Raw genomic sequence first — 18,226 nt, forward strand, 5'->3', positions numbered from 1 at the left:
GGCGACGCTGCGACGTCCTGTTCGCCATGCTGCGCGACGGAACCATTTACCAACCCAAGTCGGCCCCTAACGCTTGACGAACAACATAGGGGCACCCTCTCGACGCATCGCACATCCGCATGCCCGCGCCGGCATCGATCCGAACGCTCCCGCGTCGATTGCGATCCGAATATGCCGCGCGCGAGCCGAATACCGGCGCGCGACGCATTTCTCCGGCCGCGACGCGGCTCCACGCCGCCACCAGCGACGCACGCAACGCCCACCTGGGCTCGCCCGGACACCACGGTCGACATCCCTTCGGCGGAAGCACTTCACATGATTTCGCGTCACGGATCACGGCCCGCGCGTCATACGAGCGTTTGATTCGTATCATTGCCATCGCGACATCCGCGCCGCAACGCGCCATCTTGCAGCGCAGCACGCCGGGCCGATGTTTGGTGCCGCTCCTCTAGCGCGGCTATGCCACACTGCCGCCAAACATCGGCGCCAGCCGACGCGCGCGCTCGCGCGCCAGTCACGACAAAGATAGGGAGACATCAACGATGCGGACACAGGTCCAGCGCGCCCAGCGCACGCCGCCGTTTCACCGTACGCGCGGCGCATGGCGCGCCATGTGCACGGCCATTTCGGCTTCACGCTGGTTCCTGCGCTCGTGCGCGGGAACGGCGGTCACGCTCGCCGTTCTGAGCGCGGGATGCGCGGAATCGACGCCCAAGACCGATCGCGGCAGCGCCACGTCGACGGCGATCGAGCGCGCGAAGGCCGATCGCGTCGCGCGCGAGCAGCAGATCGCACGGACCGTGCCGACGCTCGCGTCGATCAAGGTCGACCAGCTACGCCCGCTCACGCTGCGCGATTCCGGCCAGAGCGGCACGCTCGCGTTCCTGCGCGAAGTCGATTTCCGCATCGTCGGCGATCTCGGCTTCCTTGTCCACGAGTTGTCGGCGACGCTCGTGCCGACTCATCCCGGCGCACCCGCCGTCTTCGACGATCCGACGAGCTTCGACATCGCCGTGCACCACGGCACCGTGACGCTCGACGATACGAAGCTCAACGCGCTCTTCGGCGGCTACATCTTCGGCTACCGCAATGCGCCGCTGCGAAACGTGCGCGTGACGGCGGGCGAAGGCTTCCTCGACATCCGCGGCGAAATGCAGCGAGACGGCTGGGTGCCGTTCTCGCTGAGGGGCAAGCTGGAGATTCGCGACGGCTCGACGCTCGTCTTTCGCCCGACCGACGTGCACGTCTCGGGCATCGACGCGGGCCCCGTGATGCGGGCCGCGAAAGTGCAAGTGTCGGATCTGCTGAAGATCGACACGCCGATCGTGAAGCTGAACGGCAACGATCTCGTGCTGAACGTGGACAAGCTGCTGCCGCCGCCCCATCTGAAGATCAACATCGTCGCGCTGAAACTCACGCCCGCCGGCCTCGACCTCGTGCTCGACGACGGCACGAAGGCGGGCTTCACGATGCCGGAGAACGCGCCGAAGCACGCGATGTATCTGCGCGGCGGCGACGTGAAATTCATGCGCACGATGCCGATGAACGCGGACATCGTGATCTATCCGCCGCGCGAGTCATCGCCGGACGACGCGTTCGTGTTCGACATGTATCACTACCGCGAGCAGCTCGTCGCCGGCTATTTCAACTTCGAGCCGAGCGGCGCGCTGTCGATCCTGATGCCGTCGTACCGGCAGGTCGCGCGCCCCGCCGCACCGGGCATCGGCAGCGCGTCCGCGCGGATGAACGACAGCCTGATCGACGCGCAGCAGTCGAACCTGAACGAAGCGCGCCGCCAATGGGAGGCATTCGCGATCGCACCGCACGGCGGCGCGCCGCAGTCCAACTTCCGCAAGGTGGCCGCGCGGCCGGGCGGCGACGTGACGGCCTTCGGCCCGCGCCATATCTCGAACGGCACGACCACGATCCACCTGCACAACGCCGATTTCTACATCGCCGGCAACATCGGCTTTCGCGTCGACGATCTCGTCGTCCAGCTCGTCGCGAAACGCGCGGGCGAGCCCGTCGACCTCGACGATCCGAATCAGTACGACATCCGCATCGTGAGCGGCTCGGTGCTCGCGCCGTGGGACGCGATGTCCGACCTCTTCAACCGCCATCTGCTCGACTATTCGCCGCGCTCGCTGAACGATCTGAAGCTGAGCGCCGACGGCGACATGCTGCGCGTGCAGGGCGGCCTCAAGCTGTGGAACCAGGTGCCGCCCGGCGTGTGGCTGCCGGCCGACATGAAGGGCACGCTGTCGCTCCTCGACGATCGCCATCTCGCGTTCACGCCGACGCAGGTGTCGGTGCTCGGCGTGCCGCAGGCGAAGCTGCTGCGCGCGCTCGGCATCGAGCTGTCGTCGCTCGCGCCGCTCAAGCGTCGCGGCGCCGAGCTGCGCGGCAATGCGCTCGTGCTCGACCAGTACACGGTGTTCCCGTCGCCCATGCTGGTCGGCCACATGTCGCAGGCGACGGTCGAGCCGGACGGCCTGCGCCTCACGTTCCGCCCGGCGCCGAACGCGCCCGGTCTGCGCCCGCCCGCGAACCTTCCGAACAGCTACCTGTGGCTCGAAAGCGGCGATACGAAGATGTTCAACGTCCTCGTGCTAAACATGCGCATTCTCGTCGAGGACACGACGAAACAGCGGGTGCGCTTCGATCTCTACGACTACCGCGACGTGGTCTCGCGCGGTGCGGTGCGGATGGTGCACGACGGCACGCTGTACGTCGACGTCGGCAAGAAGGACCCGCTCGCGCGGTGATTCGCGCCGCGCGCGGCGCGGCCTCCGCGGGGAAACAGCGCGAAAAAAAGCCCGTGCGATCCAAGGTTCGCACGGGCTCGTCTACGATTGCCGGCCACTTGCCGCTCGAGGCGCGCGGCCTCGGCACATCCTGCGCTCCCTCGACGCCGCGCTCAGCCGCGCTTGAGGCTGTCGATCACGTCGAGAAGCGCCCGGCGCAACTGCGCGACGTCGATCGTGTCGCCCGTTGCCGGCTCGGCCGCATGCTGCTCCAACTCGCCCGGCTCGGGCGGCGCTCTCCGCTCGCTGCCGACCGTGTCGAGCCGGTTGCGCGCGCCGTTGATCGTGAAGCCCTGCTCGTACAGCAGCTCGCGAATCCGCCGGATCAGCAGCACCTCGTGGTGCTGGTAGTAGCGGCGGTTCCCCCGCCGCTTCACCGGGCGCAGCTGCGTGAACTCCTGCTCCCAATACCGCAGCACGTGGGGCTTCACGCCGCACAATTCGCTCACTTCCCCGATCGTGAAGTAGCGCTTCGCGGGAATCGGAGGCAGCACGACTTTCTCAACCGTCGACGTCATCGTCAGTTAACCGTCGGTAAGGGCGCGGGCGCTCCGCGCAGGTGGCGAAGCGCCGGCTCAGCGCACGAGATCCGATTCGGCGCCGTTTTCGACGAGCGCCTTCAGCTTCTGGCTCGCGTGGAACGTCACGACACGGCGCGCGGCGATCGGAATCGCCTCGCCCGTCTTCGGATTGCGCCCCGGCCGCTGCGGCTTGTCGCGCAGCTGGAAATTGCCGAAGCCGGACAGCTTCACGCTCTCGCCATTCTCGAGGGCATCGCGGATCACCTCGAAGAACGCCTCGACCATGTCCTTCGCCTCGCGTTTGTTGAGGCCGACGCTGTCGAACAGCAGCTCGGCCAGCTCGGCCTTCGTCAGCGTCGGCGTATCGCCGGCGGGCGGCGACGCCGGGACGTCGCGGGACATGGCGCTGCGCTGCGCCGTCAGAAGGGCTTCAAATTCACTCGAGTTCATGTCGTTCATATCTGCAAAACTAGCGCGTCAAACTTGGACAAAAACACTGACGAAAGCGGCGGCTTCCGCCACTTTCGCGCCCTATCCGCGCAAACGCGCGCCATAGACTCGAGCCATGCGATCCACGAGGGTCTGAATCGCCAGATCGACCGTCTCGTCCTGCAAGGTTCCGGCCGCATCCTGCAGCGTGACGCGGAACGCAAGGCTTTTCTCGTGGGCTGACAACCCACTGGAAGTATTTGATTTTGCACGAAATTCATCAAAGAGCGCAACCTTCTGGACGAACTTGCACGCGTCTTCGGCAAGCGCCTTCTTCATCTCGTCGAAAAGCGCCTGCACTTCGACCTTCTGGTCTACCACGACCGCGATGTCGCGACGCACCGGCGGGAACTTCGACACCTCGGACGGCGCGGGCAGCGCGCGCGCGACAAGCGCGTCCGCGTCGATCTCGAACATCACGGGCGCGTGCGGCAGCTCGTACTTCTGCATCAGGCGCGGGTGCAGCTCGCCGATCCAGCCGACCGCGCGGCCGTCGACTTCGATCTGCGCGCTGCGCCCCGGATGCAGCGCCGCATGCTCGGCCTTCACGAAGCGCGCCGCGACGGGGGCCAACAGCGCCTCGAGATCGCCCTTCACGTCGAAATAATCGACCTGGCGCGTCGCCACGCCCCACTGCTCGTCCGCAACGGGCCCGTACGCGAGCGCGCCGACGCGCTTCGGCTGCGCGTAGCCTTCGACCGCGAGCTCGCCCGCCTTCACCGCAGGATCGGCGACGAACACGCGCCCCGTCTCGAACACGCGCACGCGATCGGCGCGGCGGTTCAGGTTGTGGCGCAGCACGCCGACGAGGCTGCCGAACAGCGTCGTGCGCATCACGGAGAGCTGGCTCGCGATCGGGTTCAGCAGACGCACCGGCTCGTCGTTGCCGGCGAAGTCGCGCTCCCACTCGGCATCGACGAAGCTGAAGTTGACCGTTTCCGCGTAGTCGCGCGCGGCGAGCGCGTGACGGATCGCGTGAATCGAGCGGCGCGTCTCGTCGGTCGCGCGCATCTCGCTCGTCGCGACGGGCGGGCGCGCGGGAATCTTCTCGAAGCCGTGAATCCGCGCGACTTCCTCGATCAGATCCTCTTCGATCTCGATGTCGAAGCGGTGCGGCGGCGGCGTCACGCTGAACACGTCGCCGTCGCGCTCGAATGCGAGGCCAAGGCGCGTGAAGATTTGCGCGACTTCGTCGCCGCCGATCTCGACGCCGATGATCCGGTTCGCGCGCGACACGCGCATCGTGACGGGCGCGCGCTGCGGCAGGTTCGCGATCTGATCGTCGACGGGGCCCGCCTGGCCGCCGCAGATGTCGAGGATCAGCTGCGTGATCCGCTCGACATGCTCGACGGTCGTCGAGTAATCGACGCCGCGCTCGAAGCGATGCGCCGCGTCGGTCGAGAAGTTGTACTTGCGCGCGCGGCCGCGGATGCTGTCCGGCCACCAGAACGCCGCTTCGAGATAGATGTTCGTCGTGTCGAGCGTGACGGCCGTGCTGTCGCCGCCCATGATGCCCGCGAGGCTCTCGACTTGGGCGTCGTCGGCGATCACGCCGACCGTCTCGTCGAGCTCGACCGTGTTGCCGTTCAGCAGCTTGAGCGATTCGCCGCGCTTGCCCCAGCGCACGCGGATGCCGCCGTGGATCTTGTCGAGATCGAACACGTGCGACGGGCGGCCCAGCTCGAACATCACGTAGTTCGAGATGTCGACGAGCGCGGACACGCTGCGCTGGCCGGCGCGCTCGAGGCGCTCGACCATCCATCGCGGCGTCTTCGCGCGCGCGTTCACGCCGCGGATCACGCGGCCGGAGAAGCGGCCGCACAGGTCGGGCGCGGCAATCTCGACGGGCAGCGTCTCCGTCAGCTCGGCGAGAACCGGCCGGATGTCGGGCGCCGTGAGCGGCGCGCCCGTGATCGCGGCCGTCTCGCGCGCGATACCGAACACGGACAGGCAGTCCGCCTTGTTCGGCGTCAGCTTGATTTCGAAGACGGTGTCGTCGAGGTTCAGCGCTTCCCGGATGTCCTGGCCGACGGGCGTGTCCTCCGGCAGGATCATGAGACCGCTGTGGTCCTCGGAAAGCTTCAGCTCGCGCGCCGAGCAGAGCATCCCCTGGCTCTCGACGCCGCGCAGCTTCGACAGCTTGATCGCGAACGGCACGCCGCCTTCCTCGGCGGGCGGCAGCTTCGCGCCGACGAGCGCGACGGGCACCTTGATGCCCGGCTCGACGTTCGGCGCGCCGCAGACGATCTGCAGCGTCGCGCCCGTGCCGGCGTCGACCTGGCAGACGTTGAGCTTGTCCGCATCCGGATGCTTGACCACCTCGAGCACGCGGCCGACGACGATCTTCTCGGTCGGCGCCGCCGCCGGGCGCAGCGACTCGACCTCGAGCCCCGCCATCGTCAGCGCGTGCGACAGTTCGTCCGTCGTCAGTTGCGGATCGACAAAGGTTCTCAGCCAGGATTCAGGGAATTGCATGGATATCCACGTTCGAAACAGGTTAGATCGAGGCCCGGCGCGCCGCCTCGGTGGGCCGGCCGGGCGCGGAGCGGGACGGTCGCGCCGTTACGCGAACTGCCGCAGGAAGCGCAGGTCGTTCTCGAAGAACAGACGCAGGTCCTGCACGCCGTAGCGCAGCATCGTCAGCCGCTCGAGGCCGCTGCCGAACGCGAAGCCGATGTAGCGCTCGGGGTCGAGGCCCATGTTGCGAATCACCGTCGGATGCACCTGGCCGGAGCCGGAGATCTCGAGCCATTTGCCCGCGTTCTTGCCGTGCTCGAACATCATGTCGATCTCGGCCGACGGCTCGGTGAACGGGAAGTACGACGGACGGAAGCGCACGAGGATGTCGTCGCGCTCGAAAAATTTCTTCAGGAAATCAGTGTAGACGCCCTTCAGGTCGGCGAAGCTGACGTTCTCGTCGATCCACAGGCCTTCGACCTGGTTGAACATCGGCGAGTGCGTCGCGTCGCTGTCGACACGGTACGTGCGGCCGGGCGCGATCACCTTGATGGGCGGCCGGTTCATCCGCGCGTAGCGGACCTGCATCGGGCTCGTGTGCGTGCGCAGCAGGAGCGGACGGCCGTCGGCATCCTTGCCGTCGACGTAGAACGTGTCCTGCATCGAGCGCGCCGGATGGTTCTCCGGGCTGTTCAATGCGGTGAAGTTGTACCAATCGGTTTCGATCTCGGGGCCGTCGGCCACGTCGAAGCCGATCGAGCGGAAAATCTGTTCGACGCGCTCCCACGTGCGCATCACCGGATGGAGGCTGCCCGCGCCCGTGCCGCGCCCCGGCAGCGTGACGTCGATCGCCTCGGCGGCGAGACGCTGGTTCAGGAGCGCGTCGGCGAGCGCCTGGCGGCGCGCGTTCAGCGCGGCTTCGACCTGCTGCTTCGCGACATTGATGCGCGCGCCTTCCGTCTTGCGCGCCTCGGGATCGAGCTTGCCGAGGCCCTTCAGCAGCTCGGTCAGCGCGCCCGACTTACCGAGAAACCGCGCCTTCTCGTTCTCGAGCGTGGTGATATCCGCAGCCCCTTCGAACGACTGCTGCGCGTCGGCGACAATCTGGTCCAGATCCATTGATCCCATCACTTCCAACGTCAGTTGTACTCGTCGAGCGAAACGCCCGACCCAACAAAAAAGGGGCTCGGAAGAGCCCCGTTTTCGCTGCAGCGGCCGCGACTACCGGAACATCGCTGCAGCTCACCACGCAGTGCTAATTTCGCAATTAGGCTGCAACGGCGGCTTTCACCTGCTTCACGATCGCGGCAAAAGCTGCCTTGTCGAACACCGCCATGTCGGCCAGCACCTTGCGGTCGAGTTCGATCGACGCCTTCTTCAGGCCGTTGATGAACACGCTGTAGGTCATGTCGTGCTGACGCACGGCCGCATTGATACGCGTGATCCACAGTGCGCGGAACACACGCTTCTTGTTGCGACGGTCGCGGTACGCATACTGGCCAGCGCGCATCACCGCCTGCTTGGCGATGCGGTAGACGTTGTTGCGGCGGCCGCGATAACCCTTGGCCAGGTTGATGATCTTCTTGTGACGGGCCCGTGCGGTTACCCCACGTTTGACTCGAGGCATGTTTCTCTCCTGTGAGTATCGGTTGAGGGGTTACGCGAACGGGAGCATCGCGCGGACGGAGTTCAGATCGGAATCATGAACTGCCGTGGCGCCGCGCAGGTGACGCTTGTTCTTCGTGGTTTTCTTGGTCAGGATGTGACGCTTGAAGGCTTGACCGCGCTTGACGGTGCCGCCCGGACGCACCACGAAGCGCTTTGCAGCGCTCTTCTTGGTCTTCATCTTAGGCATGACGAACAACTCCAGTTTATTTGATGGAGGTGGGTGTGCGGTTGGCTTGCGCCCTCAACCCGCCCTTCGGAACCCAGTCCACTTGTGTACGGCGCGTGCGCTCGCGCGACCGCCGTCGTTTCAGGCACGCCGCCCCGACCGGACGACGCGCCGAACCACTTCACCGAGCCGCCGCGCACGCGCGCGGCACGCCCGTTACTTCTTCTTTTTCGGCGAGAGCACCATGATCATCTGGCGCCCTTCCATTTTCGGCATCTGCTCGACCTGACCGACTTCGTCGAGGTCGGTGCGCAGACGCTCGAGCATCCGCATGCCGATTTCCTGGTGAGCCATTTCACGGCCGCGGAAACGCAACGTGATCTTCGTCTTGTCGCCTTCCTCGAGGAAGCGCACCAGATTGCGAAGCTTGACGTTGTAATCGCCGTCATCGGTCCCTGGGCGGAATTTCACTTCCTTGACCTGGATGACCTTTTGCTTGAGCTTCGCCTCGTGCTGCTTCTTGGCTTCCTGGTACTTGAACTTGCCGTAATCCATCAGACGGCAAACCGGCGGAGCCGCTTGCGGCGCGATCTCCACCAGGTCAACATCCAGTTCTTCCGATTTACGGAAAGCCTCGGCGAGTTTCACGATGCCGATGGGCTCGCCATCGACCCCGACCAGACGCACTTCCGGTGCAGTGATTTCACCGTTGATGCGATGCGACGACTTATCAGTAGCGATGTTACGTTTCCTCTAAAAATTAAAAAAACGAGCCGCGCTGCCAGGGCGGTTACTTGAACGTCCGAATGTCCTCATGCAGACGCTCAACGAAGGCTTCGACGGGCATCACACCCAGATCGACGCCGCCACGGGCACGCACGGCTACCGTTTGTGCTTCACGCTCTTTATCGCCTACAACGAGCAGATAGGGAACTTTTTCGAGCGTGTGCTCGCGTATTTTATAGCTAATTTTCTCGTTGCGCAAATCGGCTGACACTCTAAGCCCTTGTTTTTGCAACGATTGAGCAACAGTCTGAGCATATTCCGCCTGACTTTCGGCGATATTCAGCACAACCGCGTGGACGGGCGCGAGCCAAACCGGCATTGCACCAGCGTGGTGCTCGATCAGAATCCCGAGAAAACGCTCCATCGAGCCGACGATCGCACGGTGAAGCATCACCGGCCGGCGGCGGCTGTTGTCCTCGGCGACGTACTCGGCGCCGAGCCGCTCGGGCAGCATCATGTCGAGCTGCAGCGTGCCGCACTGCCACGAGCGACCGAGCGCGTCCTTGATGTGGTACTCGATCTTCGGACCATAGAACGCACCCTCGCCCGGCAGTTCCTCCCACGCCAGACCGCACGCCTTCAGCGCATTGCGCAGCCCCTCCTCCGCGTGCTCCCACGTCTCGTCCGAGCCCATCCGCTGCTCCGGGCGCAGCGACAGCTTGATGTCGATGCGCTCGAAACCGAAATCCTCGTAGACGCTCATCGCGAGCTTGTTGAACGCGATCGCCTCGGCGTTGATCTGGTCTTCCGTGCAGAAAATGTGCGCATCGTCCTGCACGAAGCCGCGCACGCGCATCAGCCCGTGCAGCGCGCCCGACGCCTCGTTGCGGTGGCACGAGCCGAATTCCGCGTAACGCAGCGGCAGATCGCGATACGAGCGCAAGCCGTGCTTGAACACCTGCACGTGGCCCGGGCAGTTCATCGGCTTGACCGCGTAGTCGCGCTTCTCCGACTCCGTCGTGAACATGTTCTCGCGATAGTTCTGCCAGTGGCCGGACGCCTCCCACAGCGAGCGGTCCATGATCATCGGCGTCTTGATCTCGAGGTAGCCGGCCGCGTCGAGACGGCGGCGCATGTACTGCTCGACCTGCTGCCACAGCGTCCAGCCCTTCGGGTGCCAGAACACCATGCCGGGCGCCTCCTCCTGGATGTGGAACAGGTCGAGCTGCTTGCCGAGCTTGCGGTGGTCGCGCTTTTCCGCCTCTTCGAGCATGTGCAGGTACGCATCCTGGTCTTCCTTCTTCGTCCAGGCCGTGCCGTAGATCCGCTGCAACTGCTCGTTCTTCGAATCGCCGCGCCAATATGCGCCCGCGACCTTCATCAGCTTGAAGACCTTCAGCTTGCCCGTCGACGGCACGTGCGGGCCGCGACACAGATCGGTGAAGGCGCCGTGCGAATACAGCTTGATCTCGTCGCTCGCCGGAATCGATTCGATGATCTCGGCCTTGTATTTCTCGCCGATGCTCCGGAAGTACGACGCCGCTTCGTCGCGCGACACGACGCGGCGCGTGACGGCCTCATCCTTCTTCGCGAGCTCCTGCATGCGCCTTTCGATCTTTTCGAGATCCTCGGGCGTGAAGGGGCGATGGTACGAGAAGTCGTAATAGAAGCCATTGTCGATCACGGGCCCGATCGTCACTTGCGCGTCCGGATACAGTTCCTTCACCGCGTAGGCAAGCAAGTGAGCGGCCGAGTGGCGAATGATGTCGAGGCCGTCGACGTCCTTGTCGGTGACGATCGCGAGCGATGCATCGCGGTCGATCAGCGCGGACGTGTCGACGAGCTCGCCGTCGAGCTTGCCGCCAAGCGCGGCCTTCGCAAGGCCAGGGCCGATCGACGCCGCCACTTCGGCGACCGTCACCGGATGCTCGTATTGGCGAACCGAGCCGTCGGGCAAGCGTATCGAAACCATATAGCAATCTCCGTGATGCCGTCAGTGAGCGGCAGACTATCTATCAACGCGCGAAAGCGCCAACGAAAACGCGCGACAAAAAAAATGCGGCCCCGCTTTCGAGGGGCCGCATTTCGATACATCAAAACCACAAGGCGAAAACGTTCCTCGACTAGCGTCGCTCCGAATGGGTTTCGGTCAACGTTCGCGGTGTCATAACCGTATTCGCCTTTTGCGTAGAAATTCTCTACTGCCGCCGAAGCCCGACAAATCGAGCTTCGACCGATGTCGTTGGTAGGCTCGATTGGATTCGAACCAACGACCCCCACCATGTCAAGGTGGTGCTCTAACCAACTGAGCTACGAGCCTGAAGAAGCTGAAATTATATGGAGCCCTTTCCGCCCTGGCAAGCGTTTTTGTGCTTTCTGTTCGAAAAAGTTCGCAACCCGTTGCCGCGCGGCGGCGCACGGCCGGCGCTCACGCCTTGCGAGCCGCCCGCACGACGCCCTGAACCTCGCCGAGCAGCGTGCATGCCCGCTGCACCTGCGACGCGCTCGACACCTCGACCGTGAACTGCATGAACGCCGCGTTGCGGCGGCTTTGCGTCTTCACGCCGATCACGTTCATCTTCTCCCGCGCGAACACTTCGGAGATGTCGCGAAGCAGCCCTTGCCGATCGGTCGCCTCGATCATCAGGTCCACCGGATAGACAGACGCGCCGCGCCCGCCCAGCACGTCGGCCGACCAGGTCGTCTGCAGCACGCGCTCAGGCGCGCGCTCGGCCATCCGGCGGAACATCGCGCAATCGCTGCGGTGGATCGACATCCCCTTGCCGCGCGTGACGAAGCCGCTGATCGGATCGGGCGGCGCTGGACGGCAGCAGCGCGCGAGCTGCGTGAGCAGCGCGTCGACGCCGACGACGAGCACGCCCGTCGACGCGCCGTGCGCGACGTTCGCGCCGCTCGCGCGCTTCTCGAAGTTCGCGGGCGCTTCCGGCTCGGGCTCGGGCGCCGGCGCGTCGGACAGCGCCTGCTCGACGTTGCGCAGGCTGAATTCTTCCTTGCCAACGACCGAAAACAGTTCGTCGGGCGACTTGAAGCCGAGCTTCGCCGCGAGATGCTCGAGATTCACCGAGGTCCTGCCCTCGCGCTGCAGCGTCTTCTCGACGAGCGCGCGGCCGTGCGCGATGTTTTCCTGCTGGTCGACCGCGTTGAACCACGCGCGCACTTTCTGGCGCGCACGCGAGCTGTGCAGATAGCCGAGTTGCGAATTGAGCCAGTCGCGCGACGGGCCGCCCTCCTTCACCGCGACGATTTCGACCGTCTGTCCGTTTGCAAGCGGCGTATTGAGCGGCACCATCACGCCGTCGACGCGCGCGCCGCGGCAGCGGTGGCCGAGCTCGCTGTGCAGGTGATACGCGAAATCGACGGGCGTCGCGCCCTGCGGCAGCGCGATCACGCGCGCCTGCGGCGTCAGCACATAGATGTGGTCGTCGTCGAGCGTCGTCTCGCGCAGTTGCGCCCATGCCTCATGACCGATCGCGTCCCCGCCGCCGCTATCCGCGACTTCGTCCTTCCACGCGAGCAGTTGGCGCAGCCAGGCGATCTTCTCGTCGTACTTCTCGCTCGCCGAGAACTGGCCGCCGTAGCCGCGCGCGCCCGCCTCCTTGTAACGCCAGTGCGCGGCGACGCCATATTCGGCGAAGCGGTGCATCTCGTGCGTGCGGATCTGCACTTCGAACGCGCGGCCGTCGTCGCCGATCACGACCGTGTGCAGCGACTTGTACCCGTTCGGCTTCGGCCGGGAGATGTAGTCGTCGAACTCCTTCGGCACCGGCTGCCACAGGTGATGGACGATGCCGAGCACGGTGTAGCAATCCTTGATGTCCGGCACGATCACGCGAAACGCACGCACGTCGTAGAGCTCGGAGAAGTCGAGCTCCTTGCCGCGCATCTTGCGCCAGATACTGTAGATGTGCTTCGGACGGCCGCTCACTTCGGCCTGGATATGCGCGGCCGCGAGCTCGTGCTGCAGCCGCTCGATCGCCTCGGCAACGTACGCCTCACGCTCGACGCGCTTCTCGTCGAGCAGCTTCGCGATGCGCTTGTAGGTGCCGGGGTCCTCGAAGCGGAACGCGAGATCCTCGAGCTCCCACTTCAGTTGCCAGATGCCGAGCCGGTTCGCGAGCGGCGCGTAGATCTCGAGCGTCTCGCGCCCGACGTCGGGCGGCGGCTCGATTTTCGCGGCCGCATAGTAGCGCAGCGACTGCAGTCGCGACGCGAGCCTGATCAGTACGACGCGGATGTCCTGCGCGAACGCGAGCAGCATCTTGCGCAGCGCCTCGATCTGCGCGCGCCGCTCCGCCTGCGCGTCGCGGCCCGTGTCGACGGGCGCGCTCTGCGCGGCGCGCAGACTCACGGTGCCGAGGCGCAGCAGCTTGCGCACGTCGGTGACGAGGCGCGCCACCTCGTCGCCGAAGCGCTCGGCGATCTGCTTCTCGGGATCGCTCAGATACGGCGCGAGCGCGAAAAGCGCCGCCGCCTGCGTCGCGGGCGGATCGACGTTCAGGCGCTGCATGATCGTCGACGTGCCCGCCGCATGATCGACGAGCAACTCGCCCGACGGCAAGCGCGCGTCGCCCGCGTGCTCGCGCACGAACGCGAGCACGTCGTCGAGCGACGGCGCCGCGGCGGTGGCGCCGGATGCGGAATCAGCTGTCATCGTCGGGTATTGCATGTTGCCTGGAAAAACGTGTCGCGCTCCTGCTCAGCCGCGCTGCGCGGCGACGACCACCACTTCGACGAGGCATGCCGGATTCGCGAGCTTCGCCTCGACGGTCGCGCGCGGCGGCGTCGCGCCCGGTGCGACCCACGCGTCCCACACTTCGTTCATGCCCGGGAAGTTCGCCATGTCGGAGATGAAGATCTGCACCGACAGCAGATGCGACTTGTCGCTGTTCGCCTCGCCGAGCAGGCGATCGATGTGGCCGAGCACTTCGCGCGTCTGGCCCTTGATGTCCTGCGCCGTGTCCTCGGCGATCTGGCCCGCGAGGTAGACGGTGCCGCCGTGGATCGCGATTTCGGAAAGACGGGGGCCGACGTGGTGACGAGTAACTGCCATGAGAATTCCCGGTGAATGGTTGATCGGTGGACGGCGCCGCGAGCCCTCGGGCAGGCCGCGCCGAACCGCATATTATGACGCGTGCGGCGCATCGCCGACGAAAAATTGGCGAGCGATCGCGATCTGCCCGGCGCTCACGAACGCGGGCGCATGGCCCGCTTCGGCGATCTCGACGCTCGACACCGCGCGGCCGCGCGCCTTCATCGCTTCGACCGTGTCGCGCGAAAGCAGGTCCGACTGCGCGCCGCGCACGACAAGAAGCGGCCCCGCGAACTGCTCGAACGCATGCCAGAGCCAGGCCTCGCCCTGAGCGTTCGCGTCGGGCGTCGCGGCCTTGAACGGCTCGCCGATGCGCGGATCGTAGCGCGCGCGCCACGAGCCGTCCGCGCTCTGCACGAGGAGCGGCCGGTTCAGCGCGCGCCACTCGTCGGGCGTGAGCGGGCCGAACGGCAGCGATAGCGATTTCAGATAATCGACTCCCTCCTCTTCGGTCGCGAAGCGCTTGTCGAGACCGACATACTCGCCGATCCGCCCGAGCGCAGCAGGCTCGATGTGCGGGCCGACGTCGTTGACGATCATCTTGCCGAGCGGCGTGCCCGGCAGGCCGCCGAGCGCGACGCCGATCAGCCCGCCCATCGACGTGCCGAACCAGTCGACGCGCTCGACGTCGAGGCGCGCAATCAGCGTCACCATGTCGGCGACGTACTGCGGCAGGCCGTAGAGCTTCGGCTCCGCGAGCCAGTCTGAGCGGCCTCGGCCAACCACGTCGGGGCAGACGACGCGATAGACGTCGGACAGCGCCGCCGCGAGCCGATCGAAGTCGCGCCCCGAGCGCGTAAGGCCGTGTACGCAGACGAGCACACGCGGATTCTCGGGATCGCCCCATTCGGTGTATGCGACGTGATGCAGGCCCACCGGGCTCGCGCATTGCACGCGGCGTTCACGCGGGGAGACGGAAGTGGCAAGGTTCGATGACATCGGCGCTCCTGGCGAACGGTCGGCATGGTCGAATGCTCGGCGCCCCAGTGGCGACGGGCGCCGAACAGATGAACCGATTGTAAACCGCTTCGTTGCAGACGGCCGATCGGCCGAACGGACAGTCGCGCGACGTGCGGCGATCCGCGCGCCGCACTGAAACCGAGACGATCCATCGATCCATTTCGTCAATCGCATTTCCGGAAAACCGGATGCGCTTTTCCCATCGCGCGCCGCCGCGCCGCTGTTCGACGAATGAATGCGCCGTGCGCGCCCGCCAATGGCCGAGGCAATATGCCGCGCCCGCTCGCGTCTGCTCCCGACGCGCGATTCGCGAGCCCGTCGCTCGCGCCCGCCTGCCATTCATCCTCGAAAGCGCCGCCGCGGAATCAACATCGCCGATTGGATTTCCTACGCTCGGCTCAACTCAACAAAAACGAATCTCCGATTCGCGCATTGTCAATCGTTGGAGCCGGCTGCCGCGCCGACGCCCTGTCTCGTGCCTCCTGCTCGACCGGCGAAAGGAAATGCACGATGCCCACGCAGATTTTGATCGTCGGCGACGGGCTCGGCGGCACGACGCTCGCCAACCATTCGCGCCGAAACCGCTCGACGAAGTCGCCCGCGACGACGCGCGGATCACGCTGCCGTCCGATTCGCCTGGCCACTACGACAAGCCGGCCTTCATGTACGTCGCGTTCGGCGCGTTCTTCCGCAACGCGCTGACACGCGCCGAGCGCTCGCTGCCGCGGCCCGAGATCGCGTTCGCCGTCGGTCGCGCGACGCATTTCGACTTCGCCGCGCAGCACGTGCGCACGACGAGCGACAAACGCTACGGCCATGACCACCTCGTGATCGCGACGGGTTGCGTGCCGTCGCCCGAGTGCATCGAAGGTCTCGCCGAAGCGAGCGACCATTTCTACCAGCATGAGCCCGAGCGGCAGCTCGCCAAGCGGATCGCGTCGATCAAGCGCGGCGTCGTGTTCGTCACCGTCACGTTTCCGAAGGCGCGCAACGTCCCGCACCAGTGCCGAATCGTGCCGATCAAGACCACGCTGATGTTCGACGACTGGCTGCGCCGCCGCGATGTGCGCAAGGTCGGAATCGTCCACACGTATCCGACCGTGTCGCAATTGCTGCGCGATTGCCTGCTCCTGCAAAAGCCGACCTGCGACGCGCGGCCCGCGATCTTCGAGGCGCGGCATCCGCCATCAGCGCGGCGTCACGCTCGCGCGCATCGGTCCGGCGCGCGGGATCGCATATTCGGAGGAAGGTGCCGAGCAGCCGTTCGACATCCTGAAGACGCCGCCGGTACGCGCGGCCGACGCCGTGCGCGAAAGCGGCGTATCGGAGACCGCCGACGGCGAGGGATCGCTGCCGACCGACCACGAGACGCTGCGCGTGCGCGGAGCGGAGAACGTCTACGCGATCGGCGACACCGTCGATTTGTCCGTCGGCAAGGCGGGCGGCGCGTGCCGCGGCAACTAGCAACTAGCAACTAGCAACTAGCAACTAGCAACTAGCAACTAGCAACTAGCAACGCGGACGGCCGACTGCGTCGCGAGTTCACTCCCCCGACGCGCCTGCTGCCGCGCGGCGCCGCGACGCCGCGCAGCGATCTCCGCAAGACGCCCTGCGCCGCATCTGGGCACGCATCGCCCGATACGCGATCGAACGCGCGCCGGCGCCGGTCGGAGCAAAAACCTACAGTCAGCCCTATCCCCACTTGGCGAACTACGCTGAGCAGGGATCGGGCCGACCATCTCATGACGCCCCACGTCTTCCCGAAGCGGGGGCATTTTCATCGCATCGTTCGCACTGTTGTGCTGCGAAAGCGCCGCCGCGCGACGGCCCAACTCACGCAAGCGCGCGCCCGCGCCGATGCCGCGCCGTCAGCCGACTGCGCTCACGTCGAGCGGCGCGCCCGTCTTCGCCTTGATCTCGTCGACGCTCACGCCGTCGGCGAGTTCGAGCACCCTGAGCCCGTCCGGCGTCACTTCGATCACGCCGAGATCCGTGATGATCAGGTCGACGACGCCCACGCCCGTCAGCGGCAGCGTGCATGCTTCGAGGATCTTGTGCTGGTCGCCCTTCGCGACGTGCTCCATCAGCACGACGACGCGCTTCACGCCCGCGACGAGATCCATCGCGCCGCCCATCCCCTTGATCATCTTGCCCGGGATCATCCAGTTCGCGAGGTCGCCGTTCTTGCTGACCTGCATCGCGCCGAGGATCGCGAGATTGATGTGGCCGCCGCGAATCATCGCGAACGAATCGGCGGACGAGAAGATCGACGAGCCGGGCAGCGTCGTCACAGTCTGCTTGCCGGCGTTGATGAGATCCGCGTCGACTTCGTCCTCGGTCGGCGACGGGCCGATCCCGAGCAGGCCGTTCTCCGATTGCAGCCACACCTCGACGCCCGCCGGCACGTGGTTCGCGACGAGCGTCGGCAGCCCGATGCCGAGGTTCACGTAGAAGCCGTCCTGCAATTCCTTCGCCGCGCGCGCGGCCATCTGATCACGATTCCAAGCCATCTCAGTCTCCTTTCGCGCGCACGACGCGTTGTTCGATGCGTTTTTCCGGCGTCGCGTTGAGCACGAGCCGCTGCACGAAAATGCCGGGCGTGTGGATCGCGTCGGGATCGAGCTCGCCGTTCTCGACGATCTCCTCCACCTCGGCAACCGTGATCCGGCCCGCCATCGCGCACATCGGATTGAAATTGCGCGCGGTGCGACGGTAGATCAGGTTGCCGGACTTGTCGGCCTTCCACGCCTTCACGAGCGCGACGTCGGCCGTGAGCGACGGCTCGAGCACGTAATGCTTGCCGTCGAACTCGCGCGTCTCCTTGCCTTCGGCGATCACGGTGCCGTAGCCCGTTTGCGTGAAGAACGCCGGAATGCCCGCGCCGCCCGCGCGCAGCTTCTCGGCGAGCGTGCCTTGCGGCGTGAACTCGAGCTCGAGCTCGCCGGACAGGTACTGGCGCTCGAACTCCTTGTTCTCGCCGACGTACGACGAGATCATCTTCTTGATTTGCCGGGTTTCGAGCAGAAGGCCGAGGCCGAAGCCGTCGACGCCCGCGTTGTTGCTGATGCAGGTGATGTCCTTCACGCCCGAATCGCGCAGCGCGGCGATGAGCGCTTCCGGAATGCCGCACAGGCCGAAGCCGCCGACCGCGAAGGTCTGGCCGTCATGGACCACGCCCTCGAGCGCGGCAGCCGCGCTTGGGTAGACTTTGTTCATCTGTATGTCCCTTCCTCTATGGAAACCAGCTCGACAGCCCGCGCGGCTCGCGCGCGCGACGGGCCCGTCGCACCATTCTAAGCACGCGCGGCCAATGCTGCCGCGACGC

Annotated in this window: 13 protein-coding genes, 1 tRNA gene and 2 pseudogenes; 2 read left to right on the top strand and 14 right to left on the bottom strand. The window is 65.8% G+C overall.

All coding sequences use genetic code 11. The features are described 5' to 3' along the window. Positions 1-611: 611 nt before the first annotated feature. Entirely contained in the window at positions 612-2,765 is a 2,154-nt protein-coding gene (locus tag X946_RS20270; protein WP_038751227.1) for a hypothetical protein, read from the top strand. Between the two features lie 152 nt (positions 2,766-2,917). Here the strand turns inward: X946_RS20270 and X946_RS20275 are convergent, their stop codons facing one another. The 12 genes and pseudogenes from X946_RS20275 to X946_RS20330 all read right to left on the bottom strand — a co-directional run bounded on the left by X946_RS20275 (position 2,918) and on the right by X946_RS20330 (position 15,244). Then, positions 2,918-3,322: a MerR family transcriptional regulator gene (locus X946_RS20275; RefSeq protein ID WP_038751229.1), complete on the bottom strand. Its 405-nt coding sequence runs from the start codon at positions 3,320-3,322 to the stop codon at positions 2,918-2,920. Positions 3,323-3,379: 57 nt separating this feature from the next. After that, complete coding sequence (locus X946_RS20280) at positions 3,380-3,784, bottom strand: integration host factor subunit alpha (RefSeq protein WP_038751231.1); 405 nt, start codon at positions 3,782-3,784, stop codon at positions 3,380-3,382. A gap of 72 nt (positions 3,785-3,856) precedes the next feature. After that, positions 3,857-6,289 (bottom strand): phenylalanine--tRNA ligase subunit beta, encoded by a 2,433-nt coding sequence (gene pheT, locus X946_RS20285; protein ID WP_038751233.1) that lies wholly within the window; start codon positions 6,287-6,289, stop codon positions 3,857-3,859. A gap of 87 nt (positions 6,290-6,376) precedes the next feature. Continuing rightward, a complete protein-coding gene (pheS, locus tag X946_RS20290; protein WP_038751235.1) occupies positions 6,377-7,390 on the bottom strand; it encodes a phenylalanine--tRNA ligase subunit alpha in 1,014 nt (337 codons plus the stop codon). Between the two features lie 148 nt (positions 7,391-7,538). Next, on the bottom strand, positions 7,539-7,898 hold the full coding sequence (gene rplT, locus X946_RS20295) for a 50S ribosomal protein L20 (RefSeq protein WP_004192938.1): 360 nt from the start codon (positions 7,896-7,898) through the stop codon (positions 7,539-7,541). Positions 7,899-7,928: 30 nt separating this feature from the next. Beyond that, positions 7,929-8,126, bottom strand: coding sequence for a 50S ribosomal protein L35 (rpmI, locus tag X946_RS20300; RefSeq protein ID WP_004191477.1), 198 nt, complete (start codon positions 8,124-8,126; stop codon positions 7,929-7,931). A 195-nt stretch (positions 8,127-8,321) separates the two neighbouring features. After that, positions 8,322-8,846, bottom strand: a complete 525-nt coding sequence (gene infC / locus X946_RS20305; RefSeq protein ID WP_081464034.1) for a translation initiation factor IF-3 — start codon at positions 8,844-8,846, stop codon at positions 8,322-8,324. Positions 8,847-8,895: 49 nt separating this feature from the next. Then, positions 8,896-10,803, bottom strand: coding sequence for a threonine--tRNA ligase (thrS, locus tag X946_RS20310; protein ID WP_038751238.1), 1,908 nt, complete (start codon positions 10,801-10,803; stop codon positions 8,896-8,898). 271 nt (positions 10,804-11,074) lie between these two features. Further along, positions 11,075-11,151 (bottom strand) — tRNA-Val (locus tag X946_RS20315). 108 nt (positions 11,152-11,259) lie between these two features. Next, on the bottom strand, positions 11,260-13,503 hold the full coding sequence (locus tag X946_RS20320) for a RelA/SpoT family protein (RefSeq protein ID WP_038751420.1): 2,244 nt from the start codon (positions 13,501-13,503) through the stop codon (positions 11,260-11,262). Between the two features lie 45 nt (positions 13,504-13,548). Then, positions 13,549-13,902, bottom strand: coding sequence for a RidA family protein (locus X946_RS20325; RefSeq protein ID WP_038751240.1), 354 nt, complete (start codon positions 13,900-13,902; stop codon positions 13,549-13,551). 72 nt (positions 13,903-13,974) lie between these two features. Then, positions 13,975-15,244 (bottom strand): annotated as a pseudogene (locus tag X946_RS20330) (alpha/beta fold hydrolase). A gap of 167 nt (positions 15,245-15,411) precedes the next feature. Here X946_RS20330 and X946_RS20335 point away from each other — a divergent pair. Further along, positions 15,412-16,353 (top strand): annotated as a pseudogene (locus X946_RS20335) (NAD(P)/FAD-dependent oxidoreductase); the annotation flags it as partial. A gap of 416 nt (positions 16,354-16,769) precedes the next feature. Here X946_RS20335 and X946_RS20340 read toward each other — a convergent pair. Both X946_RS20340 and X946_RS20345 read right to left on the bottom strand, forming a co-directional pair. Then, complete coding sequence (locus X946_RS20340; protein WP_038751243.1) at positions 16,770-17,411, bottom strand: CoA transferase subunit B; 642 nt, start codon at positions 17,409-17,411, stop codon at positions 16,770-16,772. Between the two features lies 1 nt (position 17,412). After that, entirely contained in the window at positions 17,413-18,117 is a 705-nt protein-coding gene (locus tag X946_RS20345; RefSeq protein ID WP_038751245.1) for a CoA transferase subunit A, read from the bottom strand. Positions 18,118-18,226: the final 109 nt, after the last annotated feature.

This window comes from Burkholderia sp. ABCPW 111, assembly GCF_000773065.1.
Taxonomy (GTDB): domain Bacteria; phylum Pseudomonadota; class Gammaproteobacteria; order Burkholderiales; family Burkholderiaceae; genus Burkholderia; species Burkholderia savannae.